Origin of the sequence: Enterococcus sp. DIV0703 (assembly GCF_051711065.1) — a bacterium.
Taxonomy (GTDB): domain Bacteria; phylum Bacillota; class Bacilli; order Lactobacillales; family Enterococcaceae; genus Enterococcus_B; species Enterococcus_B hirae.
Genome location: NZ_JBIOLX010000001.1, coordinates 1109980 through 1130326, shown reverse-complemented (window position 1 = coordinate 1130326; position 20347 = coordinate 1109980). Strand labels below are relative to the sequence as shown.

Annotated in this window: 18 protein-coding genes; 2 read left to right on the top strand and 16 right to left on the bottom strand. The window is 36.1% G+C overall.

What is annotated here, in order from left to right; genetic code table 11:
• Positions 1 to 117: 117 nt before the first annotated feature.
• From IGK81_RS05135 to IGK81_RS05120, 4 genes are all read right to left on the bottom strand, one after another.
• Positions 118 to 1440 (bottom strand): dihydrolipoyl dehydrogenase family protein, encoded by a 1323-nt coding sequence (locus IGK81_RS05135; RefSeq protein ID WP_034700340.1) that lies wholly within the window; start codon positions 1438 to 1440, stop codon positions 118 to 120.
• Complete coding sequence (locus tag IGK81_RS05130) at positions 1427 to 2392, bottom strand: ABC transporter ATP-binding protein (protein ID WP_034700339.1); 966 nt, start codon at positions 2390 to 2392, stop codon at positions 1427 to 1429. Before IGK81_RS05130 ends, IGK81_RS05135 begins: the two co-directional genes overlap by 14 nt.
• Positions 2389 to 3927: an ABC transporter permease/substrate-binding protein gene (locus IGK81_RS05125; protein ID WP_010719428.1), complete on the bottom strand. Its 1539-nt coding sequence runs from the start codon at positions 3925 to 3927 to the stop codon at positions 2389 to 2391. Before IGK81_RS05125 ends, IGK81_RS05130 begins: the two co-directional genes overlap by 4 nt.
• Positions 3928 to 4366: 439 nt before the next feature.
• Positions 4367 to 4654: a hypothetical protein gene (locus IGK81_RS05120; protein ID WP_034700338.1), complete on the bottom strand. Its 288-nt coding sequence runs from the start codon at positions 4652 to 4654 to the stop codon at positions 4367 to 4369.
• Positions 4655 to 4781: 127 nt separating this feature from the next.
• Between IGK81_RS05120 and IGK81_RS05115 the strand changes: the two genes are divergently transcribed.
• Complete coding sequence (locus IGK81_RS05115) at positions 4782 to 5447, top strand: YitT family protein (RefSeq protein ID WP_010719430.1); 666 nt, start codon at positions 4782 to 4784, stop codon at positions 5445 to 5447.
• A gap of 39 nt (positions 5448 to 5486) precedes the next feature.
• Here IGK81_RS05115 and IGK81_RS05110 read toward each other — a convergent pair whose 3' ends face one another.
• From IGK81_RS05110 to IGK81_RS05090, 5 genes are all read right to left on the bottom strand, one after another.
• Positions 5487 to 6539: a zinc-binding alcohol dehydrogenase family protein gene (locus IGK81_RS05110; protein ID WP_034700337.1), complete on the bottom strand. Its 1053-nt coding sequence runs from the start codon at positions 6537 to 6539 to the stop codon at positions 5487 to 5489.
• A 72-nt stretch (positions 6540 to 6611) separates the two neighbouring features.
• On the bottom strand, positions 6612 to 7346 hold the full coding sequence (locus IGK81_RS05105; protein ID WP_010737399.1) for a hypothetical protein: 735 nt from the start codon (positions 7344 to 7346) through the stop codon (positions 6612 to 6614).
• Between the two features lie 98 nt (positions 7347 to 7444).
• Entirely contained in the window at positions 7445 to 8392 is a 948-nt protein-coding gene (locus IGK81_RS05100; RefSeq protein WP_034700335.1) for a LacI family DNA-binding transcriptional regulator, read from the bottom strand.
• A gap of 522 nt (positions 8393 to 8914) precedes the next feature.
• A complete protein-coding gene (locus IGK81_RS05095) occupies positions 8915 to 9679 on the bottom strand; it encodes an alpha/beta fold hydrolase (RefSeq protein ID WP_034700333.1) in 765 nt (254 codons plus the stop codon).
• Positions 9680 to 9683: 4 nt separating this feature from the next.
• Entirely contained in the window at positions 9684 to 10073 is a 390-nt protein-coding gene (locus IGK81_RS05090) for a hypothetical protein (RefSeq protein ID WP_034700331.1), read from the bottom strand.
• 527 nt (positions 10074 to 10600) lie between these two features.
• Here IGK81_RS05090 and IGK81_RS05085 point away from each other — a divergent pair.
• Positions 10601 to 11221 (top strand): hypothetical protein, encoded by a 621-nt coding sequence (locus IGK81_RS05085; RefSeq protein ID WP_010719437.1) that lies wholly within the window; start codon positions 10601 to 10603, stop codon positions 11219 to 11221.
• A gap of 165 nt (positions 11222 to 11386) precedes the next feature.
• Here the strand turns inward: IGK81_RS05085 and IGK81_RS05080 are convergent, their stop codons facing one another.
• The 7 genes from IGK81_RS05080 to IGK81_RS05050 form a co-directional block, all read right to left on the bottom strand.
• Entirely contained in the window at positions 11387 to 12268 is an 882-nt protein-coding gene (locus IGK81_RS05080) for a DUF1803 domain-containing protein (protein WP_034700329.1), read from the bottom strand.
• 228 nt (positions 12269 to 12496) lie between these two features.
• The gene (locus IGK81_RS05075) at positions 12497 to 13423 is read right to left on the bottom strand and encodes a manganese-dependent inorganic pyrophosphatase (RefSeq protein ID WP_010719439.1); all 927 of its coding nucleotides are present in this window, start codon (positions 13421 to 13423) and stop codon (positions 12497 to 12499) included.
• Between the two features lie 274 nt (positions 13424 to 13697).
• Positions 13698 to 15107, bottom strand: a complete 1410-nt coding sequence (locus tag IGK81_RS05070) for a glycoside hydrolase family 1 protein (protein ID WP_034700327.1) — start codon at positions 15105 to 15107, stop codon at positions 13698 to 13700.
• Between the two features lie 302 nt (positions 15108 to 15409).
• Positions 15410 to 17032 carry an extracellular solute-binding protein gene (locus IGK81_RS05065; protein WP_034700325.1) on the bottom strand — a complete coding sequence of 541 codons (1623 nt, stop codon included), beginning with the start codon at positions 17030 to 17032 and terminating at the stop codon, positions 15410 to 15412.
• Between the two features lie 32 nt (positions 17033 to 17064).
• Complete coding sequence (locus IGK81_RS05060; protein WP_370566457.1) at positions 17065 to 17976, bottom strand: carbohydrate ABC transporter permease; 912 nt, start codon at positions 17974 to 17976, stop codon at positions 17065 to 17067.
• 10 nt (positions 17977 to 17986) lie between these two features.
• The gene (locus IGK81_RS05055) at positions 17987 to 18940 is read right to left on the bottom strand and encodes an ABC transporter permease (RefSeq protein WP_034700321.1); all 954 of its coding nucleotides are present in this window, start codon (positions 18938 to 18940) and stop codon (positions 17987 to 17989) included.
• A gap of 33 nt (positions 18941 to 18973) precedes the next feature.
• Positions 18974 to 20320 carry an alpha-L-fucosidase gene (locus IGK81_RS05050; protein WP_412003906.1) on the bottom strand — a complete coding sequence of 449 codons (1347 nt, stop codon included), beginning with the start codon at positions 20318 to 20320 and terminating at the stop codon, positions 18974 to 18976.
• Between the last annotated feature and the right edge of the window lie 27 nt (positions 20321 to 20347).

The window sequence follows — 20347 nt, the reverse complement described above, 5'->3', positions numbered from 1 at the left end:
TATCATTTTCACTACAATAGAAAAAACGCCTAAATTCGAGGACATTTTCAGCCACAGATTTAAGCGTTTATTTTTTATATTTAATCGTTTTTTTACATAATCAATACACTGTATTTTTTATTTCAATAAATAGGATAAATCACTCGCTACCGTTGGATAACCCATGATCCATTGCTCTAATTCTTCTTTTTTTGTATGTTGACTGATCAATAAATTCAAATCATTGATTAAATCATCTGCCTGTTCACTAAGGACACTGGCACCAATCAAATACCCAGCTTTGTCATAGATCATTTGGGATTTAGCAAGTGGTTCATTCACACGATGATAGGTAAACCAATTGGTCATATCAATTTCTACTACTTCTTCTTGTCCAGTGAGTTGTTTTTTTGTTACCCCGACCTGAGCCAATTTCGGACTAGTAAAAACGATCGTAGGGATGGAAGGGTAACTAATTTTTTCTTTAGTATTTCCTAATACATAGTTTGCAACATAATTTCCTTCAAAGGTAGCAACTGGCGTTAATTTTGGCTCTGTCCGTGAGATGATATCCCCGCAAGCAAAAATCATTGGATTACTCGTTTGAAGATAGTCATTAACAACAACACCATGTTTCGTTGTTTCTACCTTCGCCTTTTCCAGGTCTAGTCGCTCAACATTTGGCTGTCTTCCAGTGGCACAAAAAATCGCATCTGCTTGTAGTTCTTGATCGTTTGACTGCAAGGAATAGTGCGTTCCTTCTTGAATGATTCGCTGTGACTCAAAATCAAAAACAAATCGAATCCCGGCTGCTTCCATTTGTTTAACTAGTTGTTTGACCAATTGTTCGTCAAATGCTTTTAATGGTCGTTGATTATGGTGAACGATCGTGACATTGCTTCCTGAAGCATGAGCGATCATCGCTAATTCAAATGCAATATAGCCTGCACCAATAAAAATAATGTCCTGAGGCAATTCACTTAATGATAAAAAGTCAGTACTTGTTTGTAAAAATTCATTCCCATCAATAGGTAAAATCGATGGTCGTTGACCAGTAGCAAGAATGAAATGTTCAGCTGAAATTTTTTCTTCTCCTACCATGATCGTATTTTCATTGATAAAGCGTGCTGTTCCAGCTAGATAATCAATGTCAGCTGCTGCTAATTCTTTTTGACGATTCTTTGAAACTGGATCTGTAAAACTGCGCTTAAATGCTTGTAGTTCTTGCCAATCAACAGTTGGTACTTCGCTGAATCCTTTACCCAACAACTGTTCAATTCGTTTTCTTGCTTCCACACTATTTAGTAGAATTTTTTTAGGGTCACATCCTCGATTAGGACAAGTACCACCCCAAAGATTTTCTTCGATGATCAAGACGTTCTTCCCTGCTTTTTTTAACCCATAAGCCACGCTCATACCAGCTACGCCAGAACCAATCACAACTTCATCATATTCTTTCATTTTCCCTTTCCTTTCTAGATAAATAAGTGAAGATATCTTTTCTTGTAATCTCCCCTAGATTTTCCTCATTTTCTCGAATATTTACTGCTTCATGTTGGATCAATAATTCGAATACTTCAGTCAGCGGTGTACTTAAGTAAACATCTGGAAAATCCGCTTGATGAAGTCCTTTGCTGTAATCGTCAGCTACGATCAGCTCTTTTACTGTTTGTTGTTTTTGTTGAATCGTTTCATCAAAAAAGCTCCGTACAAATTCATTTTTAGGCTGAGTCAACAACTGATCGGGTTGGTCACATTGAATTAATTCGCCCTCTTTCATGACAGCGATCCGATCTCCTAATTTTATGGCTTCATCCATATTATGCGTCACAAAGACGATCGTTGTGCCTAATTCTCGATGTAAGGAAAGTACAAGATCTTGTAAAGAAGCTCGAGACAAAGGATCTAAAGCACTAAATGGTTCGTCCATCAAAATAACTTCTGGGCTAGCTGCCAAAGCACGGACGATACCGATCCGTTGTTGCTCTCCACCGGATAATTCCTGTGGCATTCTATTTCGATAGATTGTAGGATCAAGTCCGACTTTCTCAAGTAATTGGTCAGCTATTTTTTCTCTTTTTCTTCTTTCCCATCCTAGCATTTCTGGAATAACTTCGATATTTTGTTGGACAGTCATAGTTGGAAACAACGCAATTTGTTGTAAAACATAGCCCATTTTCCACCGCATTTTTTGTAAATCATAGTCTTTTAACGATTTACCCTTGAAGAATATCTCCCCTGCGCTCGGCTGAGATAGACCATTGATCATTTTAAGCGAGGTCGTCTTCCCGCTGCCAGAGGGACCCACCAAAACAAAGATTTCCCCTTGTTCAATCGATAAGTTTAGTTCTTTAATTGCATATTTTTCGCCAAATTTCTTTTGGACTTGCTTGAATTCTATCAGATTATTCATTTATTCCCCTCCTTCAGTAGTCCTTCTTTTTCCAAGAATGCATGCGCTACTTCCGCAGGTTGTTGTTTTTCTACATTCACTTGATAATTCATTTCAATCATTTGAGATTCTGTTACTTTGTCAGCGAGCTTGTTTAGAGCTGCAACGATTTCTGGATGTTCCTTCGCAAAGGCTTTGGTCATCAAAGGAGCTCCTTGATAATCTGGAAATAATCCCTGATCATCTTCTAAGGTGACAAGGTCATATTGTTTTAGATCACTATCCGTCGAATAAGCATCTACTACATTGACATCTCCGTTATCGATGGCTTGATAGCGTAAACTTGGTTCCATACTTTGTACACTTGGAAAATTAAGTTTGTAAAGTTCTTGGATTCCTTTATAGCCATCCGAACGATCAATAAATTCTAATGTGAAACCGGCTTTTATCTGATCTTCAATCTTTCCCAAATCAGAAATGGTTTTTAGCCCATTTTCTTTGGCAAATGATCGCTTCACCGCTAAAGCATAGGTATTTTGATACGCCATTGGTTGAAGAAGTGTCATTTCAAATTGTTCACCTAATAAGCGATTTGCTTGATTATAGGTTTCTTTTTCATTCAATTCTTTATTTTTTAAGTCATCAGGTACTTTAACTAAGCTTTCTAAAACAGTTCCTGTAAATTCCGGATAAATATCGATCTGTTGATTCTCCAATGCACTAAAAAGAAAACTGGTTTTGCCGAAGTTCGGTTTTAATTCAACTTCAACATCTGAATTATCTTCAATTAATTCTTTATACATTTGAATCAAAATATCTGGTTCTGAACCTAATTTCCCAGCAATCGTCACCTTATCTTCTTTAAAGAGTCCGCTTTGATACAAAGATATTCCACCGATTCCCAAAAAGATAAGCAATAAAGTGATAACTGTATATCGAGGTTTCAAATGTTGAAGAAGTCTGATTAAACTACTGAAAATAATCGCTAACAAAGCTGAACTGATTGCACCGATCAGTGTCAAAACTGGCGTATTGCGATCGATTCCTAATAAAATAAATGTTCCTAATCCACCGGCACCGATCAATGCTGCTAACGTCGCTGTTCCAATGATCAAGACAAGGGCTGTTCGAATACCTGAAATAATCACTGGTAATGCGATTGGCAATTCCACTTTGATCAACCGTCTCATGCGTGACATACCAAAAGCAACTGCTGCTTCTTCAATGGATGGATCAATTTCACTAAGTCCGATATACGTATTTTGAAAAATTGGTAATAACGCATAGATCACTAATGCAATCAACGCTGGCACTGTTCCGATTCCAACGAAGGGGATCAACAATCCTAATAAAGCTAAAGATGGGATCGTCTGTAAAACACTGGTTATCTGCAACAATACTTCTGCCATTTTTTTATGGTTCACTGCCCAAATAGCTAATGGGATTGCAATAACAATCGCAATCAATAAGGCAATTAATGAAATTGATAAGTGCTGAAATGTTGCGGAGATCAATTCTCCTTTTCGCTCAACAAGCGTTTGAAAAAAATTATTCATAGGATCTTCCTTTCCATTCTAATTTAAGTATAAACATAGACGAAAAAATCCCCAACTAAGTTGTCTGAAAAGAACAAAAAAGATGCGTACTTCATCATTTGTAAATCCAACACCCCGGCAATTCTCTGAATATGCTTCAAACTAGCAATAAAGTCCTTAATCAATAAATGGAAAGAAAGAAGAAATTTATTTCTTCAAACTCTATGTATTTCTTTTATATAAAAAAAGACACATCTCACGAATTTGAACGAGAAATGTGTCTAATTTATTTGAATATAAAAAAACAGCCAGTAAAGCAGAAACCTCGTGGGGGAGATAATTTTTACTGGCTTGTTCATAAATTATTATACTGTAAGTTTTGTCCAAAGATAAAAAAAAGTAATAAATGATCGTTTTAGAGTCATAAACGTTCAATTTTTCTCGAAATTCCTATTTTTTCTCAAATGACTAGCTGGTTTGCTCTTTCTTTCACTCCGTATAATGGGTAAAATTCTTGACCTTTTTGATACAAAATTTCTTTTTCACGATTTTTCATCAAGAAAACAAGCAACTCTTTCATCGGCAGATTGGGTTTATTTGGTTCAAATAAAAACACACATTGAGTCTCACCTTTTTTCTGAATACTCGTCAAAGCCTGCAGATTATCATGAAGATCACAGTAGATGCCTTTATATTCTCTTTTCGTTGGAGAAGTTGTGATGAGTGTTAATAGATCAGCTGCTCGCATAGTTACTCCTTTCCTTGGACATCCTTTAAATGTTGAAAAAATTTTTCAAATTATCTATTGAAGATTCTTAACTAATAAGTATAATAAAGAAGTTGCTGAAAATTTTCAAAAGAAAAGAGGTTTGAGAATGAAAAAAATAAATCTATTAATTGATCTGGTTGGTATCAGTTTTGGCGCTGCACTTTATGGTTTAGCTGTGACCGGAATCAATATTCCTGCTAAATTAGCAGATGGTGGTGTAACAGGAATTGCCCTTTTACTTAATAATTTATTCGGTTTTGCTCCTTCCATTACATCACTTATTATCAATTTACCATTGCTATTGGTTTCATTATTCATTTTTGGTAAGCAGGCTTTTCTGCGAACGATTGTCGGAACCTTTGCCTTAGTGTTCTTTTTACATTTGTGGGAAGGACTAAACGTCCATTTTGCTGTCCACAATCTTTTACTCAATAGCCTGATGACTGGTGTATTATCTGGTATCGGTTGTGGTCTGGTCTTTCGCTTTGGTGGAAGCACTGGCGGAACAGACATTATTTACCAAGCCTTTGAAAAATATTTCCATATCAAGATCGGTAAAAGTCTATTCTTGATTACATTTGGTATCTTGGTTGTTTCTTTATTATATCTGGATGTAACACATTTTGTTTATACCTTACTCAGTTGCTCCATCTTATCTTATACGTTAAACAAAGTGAAATATCTCGAAGTAAAAGGTTCTCTCAATCCTTTTTCTGCAAATCGTTCAAAAGAACCTTTTGATACTCTTGATTCTGCAGAACAATTTGAATAACATTCTTAAATGATTGGTTAGCGACTGAAAAGTATATTTCTACTTTTCAGTCGCTATTTCGTTACTAGCAAAACCTCCAGTAATCACTACTTTACCATGTACTTTTCCAGTCTCTACTTCCTTCGTTGCCTGCTTTAAAGTCTCTTTGCTGATGCCTTCTCTGTATACTTTTCCTAAAGTAGTATGGATTTTTTCTTCTTCTACCAATGCTGTCAAATGTTTTAATATTTCCCCTTGTGTCTCGATTAGTTGACCATAATCCGTTTTAGTAAACATATATTCCCATTCAAATGAAACAGATAAATTTTTAAAACTTGCAATATCGATTGGTCCATCAAGTCCTACGATCATCCCAATTTTCCCCATAGGTTGAATCATTTCTGCCAGCTCAGTTAGATAGGGACGGATATCATGTAAAACCGCTACGACATCGACGGTGCTTATCCCAACCTTTTCTAGTTGAGGCTTTAACTCTTGATGGTAATCAATTGGATGATCGACCCCATTTTCTTTTAACCATTGAAAGTTTTTGGGGCTGGCTGTCGCAACCACCTCTAACCCACTCCATTTTGCTAATTGTGTGAGAATCGAACCGACACCTCCAGCACCGTTGATGACCAATATTTTTTTACCTTTATTCGCTGATTCTTTAGGAATCAATTGAAATTTCTCAAATAAGAGTTCATAGGCGGTGATCGCAGTTAACGGTAATGCTGCACTAGCTTCGTCCGTGAGATTTTCTGGTGCTTTTGCCACAATTCGTTCATCTACCAACTGATATTCTTGGTTACTACCTGGTTGTTTTGCTGAACCAGCATAATAAATACGGTCTCCTATCTCAAAATTTTCAGATTGGGGACCTTTTGCAACTATTTTCCCTACCGCATCAAATCCCAAAACAGTAAAAGACTCTTGTTTTGGCGTCTGCATTCTAAATTTTACATCCACTGGATTCACTGAAATCGCTGAAATCTCCACCAATAACTCCCTTTTTTTAGGAACCGGAGTTTCTGCCAACTTTTCTAAAAAACTATTTTTGTCAGTCAATGGTAATCCCTCATAAAACCCTATTTGCTTCATTTGTTTTTTCATAGAAACCTTTCCTTCTTTCTTTATACAAAAAGACCTGGATCAATCCACGAAAGGAGTTATCCAGGCTTTCCATTATTTAAAATAGCTATTTTCTCCCAAAGAATTCCCTTGTTCTTCTATCAATCCTTTTAATGATCTTTCTAAAACACCATGATTTTTATCTTTTCTTTTTGATGTCGCACTGAGTGGTTCTTTCTCAGCTTTGTTAAAAGGTTGTACAGAAGGAGAGCCGGCTTTTTTTGTTTGGTAAGGTACCGGTTCATTATCAAATAACAAATATGAATCTTTCATTTTTTTCATTGAATCAACTAGTTCTGCGTCAGAAATACTAGATACTTTTGGATCAGGAATAATTGATGCTGGCACATACTTAGGTACAAAGTAAGAACGCCCACGACCATTTTTTTGTTGGTTCGATGTATAGGCTTTGGTACTTGTGTGCTGCTCTTGACTCTTCTGACTATTCATTGAATCAGCCGCTTTTCTCGTCCGCTGATTAGTCAATGGGCGATTACTTGCTTGATGCGTATGATAATCAGGAAGCTGTTCTTTGTGTCTGACTAAATTTTCTTTTGGAATTGTTGATTTTTTTGAATTGCTCAAATTTCGACGTTTGCGTTGTTCTCTAGCATCGCCTTGAGCAAAGTGAAATTCTTGCATTTGCTCAAACATTGGTTGATTATTGTTTTCGGTTAATAGATCATCCTGTCCATCAAATAAAACACGCCTTTGGTTTTTTGCTAGTTTGACGCCAATTTCGTCATCATAGGCAGGAAAACGAAAATGTTTCCGTCTAATTTCATTCATTTTAAACCATCCTTCTCATAAATGGAACTTTTCTCAATCATAGCATAATTTTTTCATTTTCCATAGTAACCATAACTAAATTTAACCTCTTTCGACGGTCATCTGGTCGTTTCTCGAATGACCAATTCAGGGAAAAATCGACGGTATCCTTGACTTTCTCCTTTTTCGGTAATTTTTTTTAACAACATTTCACCACAAACTTCACCCATTCGTACGATATCTTGTTTTACCGTAGTTAATTTGGGTGAACTGATTTGGTCTAAAAATACACCATCAAAGCCAATGACTCCAAAATCTTCAGGAATTTTTCCCTTTTCTTTAGCAATACCTCTTACAATCCCTAAAGCTAGTCGGTCAGAGCTGCAAATAAAACAAGTCTTTGGTTTAATAGTTGACCAATGATCGGCAAGATATTTCTCTGCCATTGTCGAATGATTTGGGAAACGTAATATTTGCGGCTTCATGTTGGCTGTTTCCATAACTGAAAGGTAGCCTGCTTCTCTTGATAACTCAAATGGCTCATCCTCGTCAATCCCAATATAAATAATTGTCTCGTAACCGCATTCCATAGCATATTGTGAAGCCTTTGCTGTGCCATAATGATTATCGCTATCTACATAATCATAGCCAAAACGATTTTCACCAAAAAGGACGACTGGTTTTTCCAATCGGTCGATCCAGTCAAAATCTTTTTCTCTCACCCCTGTAATGATGTAGCCGTCGCAAGACCCTACGTCAAATGCATCATTGGTTACCAACTGCAAAGAATAGTGCGCTTTTCCAATACATTTTGCAATTCCCATCAATAAATTCATATAATACGGTTCTGTTGTATCAATCTCTTCAAGGATGAAAAGTTTGATGATTTGTGACCGATTAGAAACGAGTGCTTTTGCTGCAATATTGGGGCGATAATCTAATTCTGCCATCGCAGAAAAAACTAATTCTTTTAACTCATCCGTTACTTGTTCCGGGTGATTGATGACACGAGACACCGTCATTTTGGATACATTTGCTTTTTTAGCAACATCAGCTAATGTTGGCATAGGTTGCTCCTTTCACAATAGAAAACTTTTTTCTGTTTTCTACCATTATAGCAAACTTGAAAGCGATAAAATGTAGAAATATCGTAAAAATCATCTGCACGCCAGCATCTTTTTAATAAAAGTTCACTAGAATCGAAAGCCAGTTACTCCATTTTATTAGAAAAATGTACGTTATCTCCATCTATTTTCTAGTTTCAGATATGAACTAAAAGAATAGCAGAGAATGAGCCAATCAAAAATAGCCTCAGTCTCTTCTAGTATCTCTAAAACGAATAAACGGTGTTTAAGGAGCAACAACTTCAAAAAATTTGCCGAAATTGACTAAAAATTTGAGAAACACCAAGTAAGTATCCATCAACAGCAAAAACCAGTGTTTGTGTTTCTTGTCAATTTTTGGATATTCTTTCGTATTTCTTGATGCTAAACGATTTTTTCTCAACCTCAACTTTGCTTATTTCATAGCATTGTTTACTTCTCTATCTATTTAATTTGTTATAAAAAATCAGAATACACCTGTCTTTTCTATTCTTTGGATCCATTCATCATTTGCACCAAAAATTTGGTTGCTCTATCCATCAATGGTACTTTTACCATATGCTTTTCGGTTTGCGAATAATCAAAAACAATTCCTTGACCATAACGTTCTTTTTGATTATTTTTCACAAAATCATTGGTTTGTTGAAAGGGAATTTTCTCGTCTTTTTCACCGTGCCAAAAATATAAAGGTCGCCCAGCTAGTTTTTCTGGCTGCAAAGATAAATCATATTTTTCGACCCAAGAAATCAAATCAAAATAATCGTTCGGCAGTATGTATTGGTACTGATGAGCTCTTTTGTAAATTTCTTTAGCATACTGTTCAGGCGCAGGGGAACCCATCTGACAAATACCACCAACCAAATGCGGATGTTTTGTTAACAACGCGCAAGTCGTCATCCCCCCCATTGAAACGCCACCTACAGCTACTTTTTCATGAAGAACATCTCGTTTTTCTAAGTGCTTCAATAAAGTCTCAAATTCAAATAAGTTTCCATAAATACTATTCCAAAAGGTAAAGGAAGGAATAGCAGAAACTACTTGCTTTCTTTCACCATGGTTCATTGCATCTGGTAGTAAGACACGAAATCCTTGTTTAGCAAACTTTCTTCCTTGTGTCAAAACTAATTCTTTACTCGTTTGCCAACCATGATAATAAATAATTATCGGAATTTTTTCAGCTCTTAATTCGGTTAGGACAACTTCTAATAATGGAATATTATTTACTTTACGTTTTAATATAATTGGATTCACTTCTTTAGTCTCCGATCTTCATCAAAATAGTCGAACGAAATATTTCCCATCCACTAACCACAATTTGAAATAAACAAATCGTACCAAACAAAATCAAAAATAAGCTCATCGTTTTTGAAAAGAGCAATAATGCTAAAAGACCAGCTAGTCCTAATCCTAAGGTAAGCAGTGGATAAATTGTGAAATTAAAAAAACTAGCAAAGCTGCCAAAAATATTTCCGATAAAGATCACGGAAAATAAAAAAATACTTAAAAGCAAGCTATCGGTCAATGATATCTGAAAGATATTATTATTGGCTACGATGGGCTGCTGAAGTGAATATAAATCTAAATACCCACAAGAGGCAACACTGAGAACATGAGTGACTCCTATGGCTCGGTTTATTATTTTCATTCGTATCACCAACTCTCTTTATAATTCTATTATAATCGTTTTATCATCATTTAGAACAAAAAAGGCTTAAATTTTAATTTTTTCTTTTTTTTCAAATAATCGTTCACAATCAAAATGACCTAACAACCTATAAGTACCTCTTGATTTTTTGTCATGCTCTTCATTTTGACTGTCTAGTTCTGAAAAAACTTAATTCTTTTTTCAGGCATTTCATGTTCAAACTTCTCCTTTTTAAAATAGAGAATAAATATACTTTTGGGAAAATCTACATCAAACTGATCTATTATTAACTCATAAGTAATAATCAATGTTGTCACTAAATTTCTTTGTGAATAAAAACATTTAAGTGAGGCACATCATTAGTAAAACCTTTAATTAAATTAGTTTGAAAACTTGTAATTGAAGTTAAAATGAAATTTACCATATAAAAAAAGCCTTTATTTTTTATTTCCATTAAAAAGCATCGACATATACTCATCATTTTGTTATCATATATCTGATTAACACTATTTTTATCAGGAGAATATATGAAAACGAAACGACAGACAAGTACATTTTTGCACATAGGGACGCTTTTCGCCCTATTGACACTTTTTTTGTTCTTATGCTATTCCTATTTCAGATCTTCCGATATACCATGTAATGCCTTTGGCTGGTTATTGTTAGATCACCCCGGTTTAAGTCAGGTAGATGAGAGCCTCTTCTTGTTAATTCTTTCATCTTTGTGTGGTTTTATTTTTTCATTGGCTTTTCGAACATATGTGAAAAAACAAATCCCCAAAAAGATGGATGAAGCTGCTACAATTTTTGTTGCATCTAGGTTGCTCGCATTGCTGACCGTTTTATTCTATTCCTTTAACCAAAATTCATTGTTCTTTTTTATACTGAATGGACTGGTTATCATTTTATCCATCTTTACTTACTTTATTTTTTCACTAATATTCAAAAAGTTACGCTTGCCACTTTTAATGCAACTAATCCCACTATTCTGCTTTGTCTATAGTGTCTTTTCTTTTCTTGTATTAGCGTTAGCGCCAACTTTTGATCCAGCAAATATTCAAATCACTAGTAATTTTCTTGAATTACTCTTCATTTCGTGTTTAGGAATGATGATGTGGCAAATAAGAAAAACAGTTCAGGACAAGTAAGTCTAAGTGCCTTGAACTGTTTTTTTATTTTTCGGATGATATTGCTAATAAAGAATCCTTTACAATAGACATAAATGATTGAACTTTACATAAAAAACATCAAAGCTAGTCATTTCTGATAACTTTGATGTCTGAGGATTATTAACAGTTGAGTCTAAAAATTTTTCAGTTGATTTTTTCTATATAAGAAAAATCTGCTAAATTTAGTTCCTTGATAAGACGATCATAGACTTTTCTAGCAATATAAGCATGCTCTTCCACGGTTCTTCCAGCAGTGATTTTGGGTAGTTGTGTTCTGCTGCTTGCCGTTTCAACCAACGGCAATGCTAATTGATAGTTGAACTGATCATCAGTTTTCACAACTTTAACAGTATTCGACAAGATCAGTGAATCAAAGAAGATACTGGAACGACGATTCTTATATTTTTGAGCTTGGATACGCTCAATGATTACTTCAACTTGATCAAAATAATAAGTTTCGTTGACGTCACCGATCAGTTCTACAAGTTTTAAAAATTCTGATGGCACAGGTAATTGTTTCTTTTGTAAATAAAAATAATTGGCAAGAGAATAAGATAACTTGTTATGATAATTTAAAGAAACAAATCGATAATTCTCATTGCCAGCAACCTGTCTCGTCACAGGAATAAGATCTTCTAAGGTTGCATAAAAATAGGTTGAATTAGACACGAAACATTCTTGCCAACATTCATTTCCCATAACCAACTGTTTTTCCGTTTGCGACAAATGACTAATAGCTTGTAAAATCTGGGCTGCAGCTTCTTCAATTTCTTTTTGATAAGTTTCTTCCTCAAATATTGGAAAATTCAACTTATAACGACGATTTTCCCGCTTGATTAGATTTTCATCAATCAACTGATCAAGAAAAGCTTCAAATTTTGGATGATCAAAATTTTTTTTCAACTCTCTCAAAATAATGTCTTCTTCTTGATGATGATGCAAATACTCAATCAAAGTTGGAAAAACAGCATTGTTTACTAGTTTGCTAAGCAACTGCTGGTGATTTTGTGAATAAAAATAGTTCATTTTTTCCCCTTCTCGTTTTCCCTGGCTCAATCGGAAATAGGCCGAAGAATCCCAAAAATACGAGCAACTATTTTCGGATTCTGCGGCTTATTTTTTAAAGCTGGATCACTTCTGTTCCAACCTCATTTTGATCGAACAAGCTAGGCTGGCATTGTGAGCCTGGAACAAATAGCTGTCAGTCTCTTTAATAACTATCGAATAAAAGGTGTTAGCAACCCCTTAGCTAGCTTAGTTAAAAACTGCTGTTAGCTGAGGAACGACTTGTTTCTTACGAGAAACAACTCCTTTTAATAAGGCACGATTGTTCGTTAATTTAACTTGGAAAGCTTCTTCGACTTTATCTAATCCCTGACCTGCAACTAATAATTCCGAATCGCTATCTAGGATATTCGTTACCACTAGGACAAAGAGGTCATATCCATTTTTAGCCATTTCTTCAGTCATCGCTTCTTCCAGTTCCGTTTGACGAGCCATTACTTCGCTTAAATCGACTGTATTCACTTGTGCAATACGAACATTAGCTTCTCCCATTGGGAAGCTTTTGGCATCAAGGTCAAGTAAAGTTGCAGCTGATTTATCGCTAAGATTTGTACCGGCCTTTAACATATCTAACCCATAGCTTGTCAAATCAACGCCTGCAATTGTTGCAAGTTCTTTTGCAGCTGCCTCATCTTCTGATGTGCATGTTGGTGATTTGAATAGCAATGTATCAGATAAAATTGCAGAAAGCATAATGCCAGCAATCTCTTTAGGAAGTTCTACTTGGTTTTCTTTATATAACTTCAAAATGATTGTACTTGTACAACCTACTGGTTCAGCTCGGTAATAAAGTGGATTAGCTGTTTCAAAATTTGCAATCCGATGATGATCAACGACCGCTAAAATTTCTACTTCTGCAATATCAGAAATACTTTGTTGAAATTCATTATGATCCACTAGCATCACTTGTGTTGCTTCTTCTTTTGCTGATTGAACGACACGTGGGGCAGATAACTTAAAGTAATCTAATGCATATTGTGTTTCTTCGTTAGGTGTACCTAAAGCTACAGCTTCAGTTTCTTTTCCTAGTTGATTTTGCAAATGTGAAAAGGCGATTGCCGCTCCAATTGCATCTGTATCTGGATTTTGGTGACCAAAAACTAAAATTTTTGACATTTGTCTCGCTCCTTTATGGTTTCTCCTACTTAATAATAGCAAAAAAACCGAAAGAAGCAATACTGACGCTATAATTTCTAGGATGGAAGAAATTCCGATCCATCTTACTTTTATATCAAACAATCGTAAACAAAATTTTTGATAGCGCGAAGTACCATGGAACAGTCATTTAAAAAGTTGGCCATGCCATTACTCATTTCATTGCAGAACTCTTTGTACTGAAAGAAAAAGTTGGGAAAAGTAAATCATTTATCGTTTTTTTCTTTACTAGCTTTTAATGACTACTTGAGTTTTGAGCAAACGGTTCAACTAAGCGGTTTTCAGCGATTACCTGTGCCATCCATAAACTTGATTGTTTCGGTAACCGTTTATAGCCATTGTCCAGATCGACACGATAAAAACCATATCTATTTTTATAGGCATTCAACCAACTCCAACAGTCAGCAAATGTCCACATATGATACCCAAAGCAAGGAGAACCTTCTGAAATTGCCTGCTGCAGTTGCGTCAAATGTTCAAATAAAAAATCAATTCGGTAGTTGTCGTCAATCATATTCTCTTTATTGTTGAACCGTTCTTCTTGCGACACACCTATCCCGTTTTCTGAAATATACCAAGGGATATTGCTATAACTGTTTTTTAACCGCATCGCAATATCATAGATTCCCCGCGGATAAATCTCCCAGCCACGATGTGGGTTAATTCGTTTCTCCGGCCAATCATAACCTCGGAATAAATCTCTTAGTCCTGTGATTGGTCGTTTCTTTTCTTGAGGTGCTTGAACACGTAATGGCTGGTAATAATTACAACCAATAAAGTCTACTGTATTCTCCGCAAAAATTTCTTTATCACCTGTTTCTGTTTTAGGAAGCAAATCACTTTCTCGTAATACCTCTACCAGCTCTTCTGGAAAAGTACCTCGTACCGCACAGTCCAGAAAGCTGCGAATATAAAACAGGTCTGCCCACTTTGCAGCAGCCACGTCTTCAGCTTCTTCGCTTTTAGAGTAAACGGGTGCTAAATTGAGAATGATAGAAATTTGTCCGTCATTAAAAGAAGAGCGCCGGTACTCCTTTACAGCTTTCGCATGCGCTAGTAGTGTGTGATAGGCAACTTGTATAGCTCGTTTAAAATCATGCACCTTGGGCCAATGTGCATCTCCCATATACCCACATTCGATGTGTACAAGAGGCTCATTGAACGTCGCCCATTTTTTTACTAAATCACCAAAAACTTCAAACGCAGTCTTTGCGTAAAATGCAAAATGATCCGCTGACTCACGAACTTCCCAGCCACCTTTTTCCATCAGCCACCAAGGCATATCAAAATGGAACAAATTGATGATCGGCTCAATGCCATTATCCAGCATTTCCTGAAAATAGGCTCGGTAAAAATCAACAGCTTGCGGATTTAATGTCTTGCCATCCGGTAAAAGACGCGTCCAAGCAATCGATGTCCGATAGGAATTTAAATTCATTGCCTTCATACAGGCAACATCTTCTTTGTATTGATAATACGTATTAGAGGTATTTTCTGGTCCTGTTCCGTTATGAAACAATTCTGGTTCTATTTCAAACCACTTATCCCAAGTTGATGGGCTCTTGCCATCAACCAAAGCAGCTCCTTCTGTCTGAGGGGCAGAAGCCGCTGCTCCCCACAGAAAGTTTTGTGGAAATGTATCCATTTAAAATTTCCTTCCTTTTCTATCGTTTTATCCACTGATTCCCTTCAGTCAGTGAACCCAATGATCATCGTTTATGTTGGTTCATTCTTTTTCTCATTTATATTTACCATGATTTGGCAAAATTATTTAGTCAGTGTGATACTCGTTCTCTTTGATCTTTATCATGAAACCATTTGTTTGACCATCATCGCTATGCTAGTTGCTAATAATCTCATTTTGGTTTCTCCAAACTCTTGATGTTTTGTTCAAACAAAGCTGGACGCTAGGAACATCCCAAACGTCCACTTTGATGTTAAAGATGATTATTCGGTTTTAGCCCAACGATCATATGCTTTTTGATAAGTGCTGACAAAATCATTTAATCCCATTGATTTTAATGTACTGACATATTCATCCCATTTAGCCAAACTTTCCACACCTGTAATAAATTTAGCTTCCATTTGCTCTACATAAGTCCGAATGTCCGTCGCGTTGATCGCAATTTGATCTGCTTCATCTTTCGTCATATAAACAATTGGAAAAGGTACCTCGGTATTGGGCATGATTTTCTCGTTGATTTCTTTCATGCGAAATTCCGTCCATAAACTAGGATCAGGATCGTTGACATTAGCTAAAACACTTTGGGCATAATCGTCTTCTAATCCCGGTACGACTAAGCCATAATCCATTGCAATTTTCCCACGGTCTTCTTCCATCTTTTGTTTATTTTCACCTGTATATACCCGAACTTTTTCTCCAGAATCGTTTGTTTCATATTTCCAAAATGCCCCTTCTGGACCTTTTGTCATTAAATCTTGTCCTTCTTCTGTGTAAAGATAGTCCGCCCATCGCATTGCTGCCTCTGGACTTTTACATTTATTGGTAATCGCAAACGTTCCAGTTGTTACACGAGGATGACCTGGTGCTAAAGGTGTATTTTGAATACTTGAAGTAACTGGTGAAAACATTGGATCTGATAAAGAATCCTCAGGCATTTTACCAGTAGCCATGTATGAAGCATACGCGCCAAATAAACCGACTTTATCTGTTTGTATGTTTCCTTGATACTTTTCTTCTGACTGCGAGAAGACTTCTGGGTCCAGCAATCCTTCAGAATAAAGTTTATTCATATACGTTAAATATTCCTTATAGTTAGCCGATGCAGCAGCATAACGCACTTTTCCGTTAACTTCTTCGATTCCTAGAGATTTCATACCAAAAGCAGGTAGCAACCACGTACGAATAATGGCCAACTTGTTGCCGTCTGATAACGGAATCTCATCTTGTTTGCCATTACCGTTGGGGTCTTCTTCTTTGAATCGCTTCAACAATTTATATAACTCATCCGTGTTTTTTGGCAATTCGGTTACCCCTAATTTTTCTAGCCACTCGCCGTTATACCATAAAGGTGAGATATAAAGAGGGCTAGAGGTATCTTCTGGATATAATCGTGGTAAAGAATAAATGTGACCATCTGGTGCAGTAATTGATTTTTTGAACTCTGGGTTCTCATCAAGGATTTTCTTTAAATTTGGCGCATAGTCATCAATCAAATCCTCCAAGGCAATTAAAATTCCTTGTGATCCATAATCTGATTGTTTGGCATTTGATAGACCACTTCCTGCACCAAAAATAACATCTGGTAACTCACCAGAAGCAAAAGCCAAATTCAATTTCGCTTCAAAATCTGTACTTGGCGGAGTAATATAATCAAAAGTGATTCCAGTTAATTCCGCTAACGCTTTAGCCGAAGCTAACTCATCCCATTCTGCTTCTCCACCAGGAGCCATCATCGTCATGTTGATTTTTTCTTTGACGATTGGCATTCCGGTTTTTTCAACGGCAATAGTTTCTTCTTTTCCAGCAGTATTTCCCTTGTTCCCACAAGCACCCAAAAGAGTTGTTGTCAACACTAATGATGCAATTACTAAATAACATTTTTTCATTCATTTCACTCACTCTCTTATTTATTTTTTAGTTAGCCTTTCAAAGAACCAACCATGACACCTTTAACAAAGTACTTTTGTAAAAACGGATAGATCATAATGATTGGTAATGTCGAAACGATCATTACTCCATATTTAATGACTTGTGCAAGCTGTTGTTTACTATAAGCCACTTCTGCTGCCGCTGCTGTCATCTCTGTTGTTCCTTTTGTTAAATCTTGATTCACTAAAATCTCTCGCAGGATTAATTGAAGCGGATACATTGATTTGTTTGTTAAATAGATTAACGCGCTAAAATAACTATTCCAATGGGCCACTCCGCAAAATAGTCCCATTACTGCAATAATTGGCATTGATAATGGTAAAACAATCTTCATAAATATCTGAAAGTCAGAACATCCATCAATCAATGCCGCTTCCTCCATTTCTCTAGGGATGGTGGATTGAAAGAAAGTACGTGTAATTGCAATATTATAAACTGAAACGGCCCCTGGAATAACTAACGCCCAAATCGAATCATTCATCCCTAGATTTTTAATCAATAAATAAGTAGGTACCAAACCGCCACTGATAAACATAGGAACCATCAAAAACTTCATAAATAGATTTTTCCCATAAAATTCTGCTCTTCCTAGAGCATATGCACAAGGAAGTGTACATAATAAATTGATAAATGTTCCTAGTAATGTGTAATAAATCGTGTTCCGGTAACCTTGCCAGATACTTTTATACGTAAAAATCGTTTTGTAACCATCCCAAGTAATCTTTTTTGGCAATAACCACATTTCTCCAGAATTGACGGAGGTCGGACTAGATATAGATGCGCTTATAACATAAATCAACGGATAAATAACCAACAAAAGGGCAATGGCAATAAACAAGTAGATGAGAAACATGAAAAATTTGTCACCTTTCGATGATCGGATCGCTTTCGAATACATTATTTTCCCTCCATTACCATAAACTTGTTTCGCTAACTTTACGCGAAATTTTATTTACTGTGATCAATAAAAATGCGTTGATTGCTGCATTGAACAGTCCGACAGCTGATGCATAGCTGTACTGTGCGTCAAGCAACCCTTGTTTGTAAACAAACGTGGCAATCACATTTGAAGAATCCATATTCAACGCATTTTGCATCAACAGGATTTTTTCATAACCTAATGACATCAAACTCCCCACATTCATGATCAGTAAAATAACCATAGTAGGAATGATAGTCGGTAGGTTGATATACCAGATTCTTTGCCATCTCGTTGCACCATCAACAGTTGCAGCTTCATGAAGCTGTGTATCAACACCAGATAATGCAGCTAAATAAATCACTGAGCCCCATCCTGTTCCTTGCCAAACCCCAGATAATACGTAGATCGTTTTAAACCAACGAGGATCTGTCATGAAACTAATTCGCTCAAAACCTAGAAAAACCAGTAGATGGTTAATAATACCGGTGGAAGGCGTCAAAAAAGCAATTAACATACCGCATACGACAACGACTGAAATAAAATTAGGTGCATAAGTCACTGTCTGCGTAAATTTTTTAAATTTTCCATCTTTCAACTCATTTAGTGCTAGTGCTAATATAATCGGTAGCGGAAATCCTACGACCAAAGAATATATACTGATACCTAACGTGTTTTTAATTAGATCCCAGAAATAGTAGGAATCAAAAAAACGTTGGAAATGCTTAAATCCTACCCAAGGACTTCCAAAAATCCCTAATGATGGGATATAATCCTTGAATGCTATAATCACGCCGTACATGGGACCGTAAGAAAAAACAGCAACCACCACCAATGCTGGAATGACAAAAACATACAGCTGTCGGCTTTTATATAATTTTTTTTTGATCCCTGACCATTTTGTTTTCTCTTTCTCTTTATTGACATCAAGTAATGCATCAGCCATTTTTTAACCTCCTTTTATGAAGTTCACTCATCTCTATCCTTGTGGCTTTTTTAAAATTTCAAGACCAATCAGCCCAATTGCTGGTTTCTCTAATTCACTGCTGAGGATATATATTTGATCTTCTTCCGTATATACTTCTAATTCTTTTTTTGTAGATAAATCTTTAATCACATGATGTTTATCGGCCTCAATGTCAGCTAAAAATATTTTTTCTTGTGTAAAGCGAATACTTTGAAAGGCATAATGTATGGTTTGATCTTTGCTGTATGTTAATTTCCACTGATTTTGCCATTCTTTAGGTTGTGAGCGAGTTTCATAGATTCCTTCTCCATAGATATTTAGCCAATTCCCAATTTCCTGTAAGATTTTGGTTTCTTCATCAGTAAAGGTACCATCTGGTTTTGGCCCAACTCCTAAGATCAAATTCCCACCTTTGCTGACCACATCGACAAAAGTTTCCAATAGTTCTTGGGAACTCTTAAAGCGATCATTTGGTACATAGCCCCAATCATCACCAATCGGGATATTACTTTCCCAAACTTTCTTGGGAATTTCAGCTAGTTCTGGCACCTTTCGTTCAGGGGTCACATAGTTCTCATGTCTGCCCCCCATCATACGATCCACAATAATTAATTCCGGTTGCTTCTCACGAGCGATTTCTGCTAATCGATCCATTTCCAGGTCTTCTTTTTTCTGTCCACACCAACCAGCATCTAACCATAAAAGATCCACATGACCATAGTTATGCGTGATTTCTTTAATCTGATTATGAACAAAACTTACGTAACGTTGCCAAATTTCTGGGTAACGTTCCGTATCATAGCTCGCATGACGCCCCTTAATCGTATCGTCATCCAACCAATAAAACGGCGAATGCCAATCGGCTTTTGAATAGTAGGCTCCTGTTGCTATTTCTTCTTTACGAAAAGCCTCAAAAACTTCTTTTAAAATATCTCTTTTAAACGGGCTTTGTTTACCGCCAACCTTATATTCTGTTTCAAGAGTATTGTACATATTAAACCCATCGTGATGTTTCGTTGTAAAAATACAATACTTAAAGCCTGCTTCTTTACATATACTTGCCCATTTCTTTGCCTGTAATTTTTCTGGGTTAAACTCTTTAATCAAATTCCAGTAGTCTAGTTGCAGTTGTTTAAAATCTTTCCGAAACTCACGCCCTTCTCTTGCCCAAAGGTCTTTTTCAGAAAGTTGCCAAGATTCTACGATTCCTGCTTGAGCATAAAGTCCGTAGTGAAAAATCACGCCAAGTTTTAAATCTTGAAACCATTCTAATCGTTCTTTTAGCATTTCTGTTTCTGGATAAGTCCTATGATCTAATTCAACCTCTTTAGGTACTTCGATATCTCCGCGTATCGCCATTTATGAAACCCCTTTCATGTTTGTGCT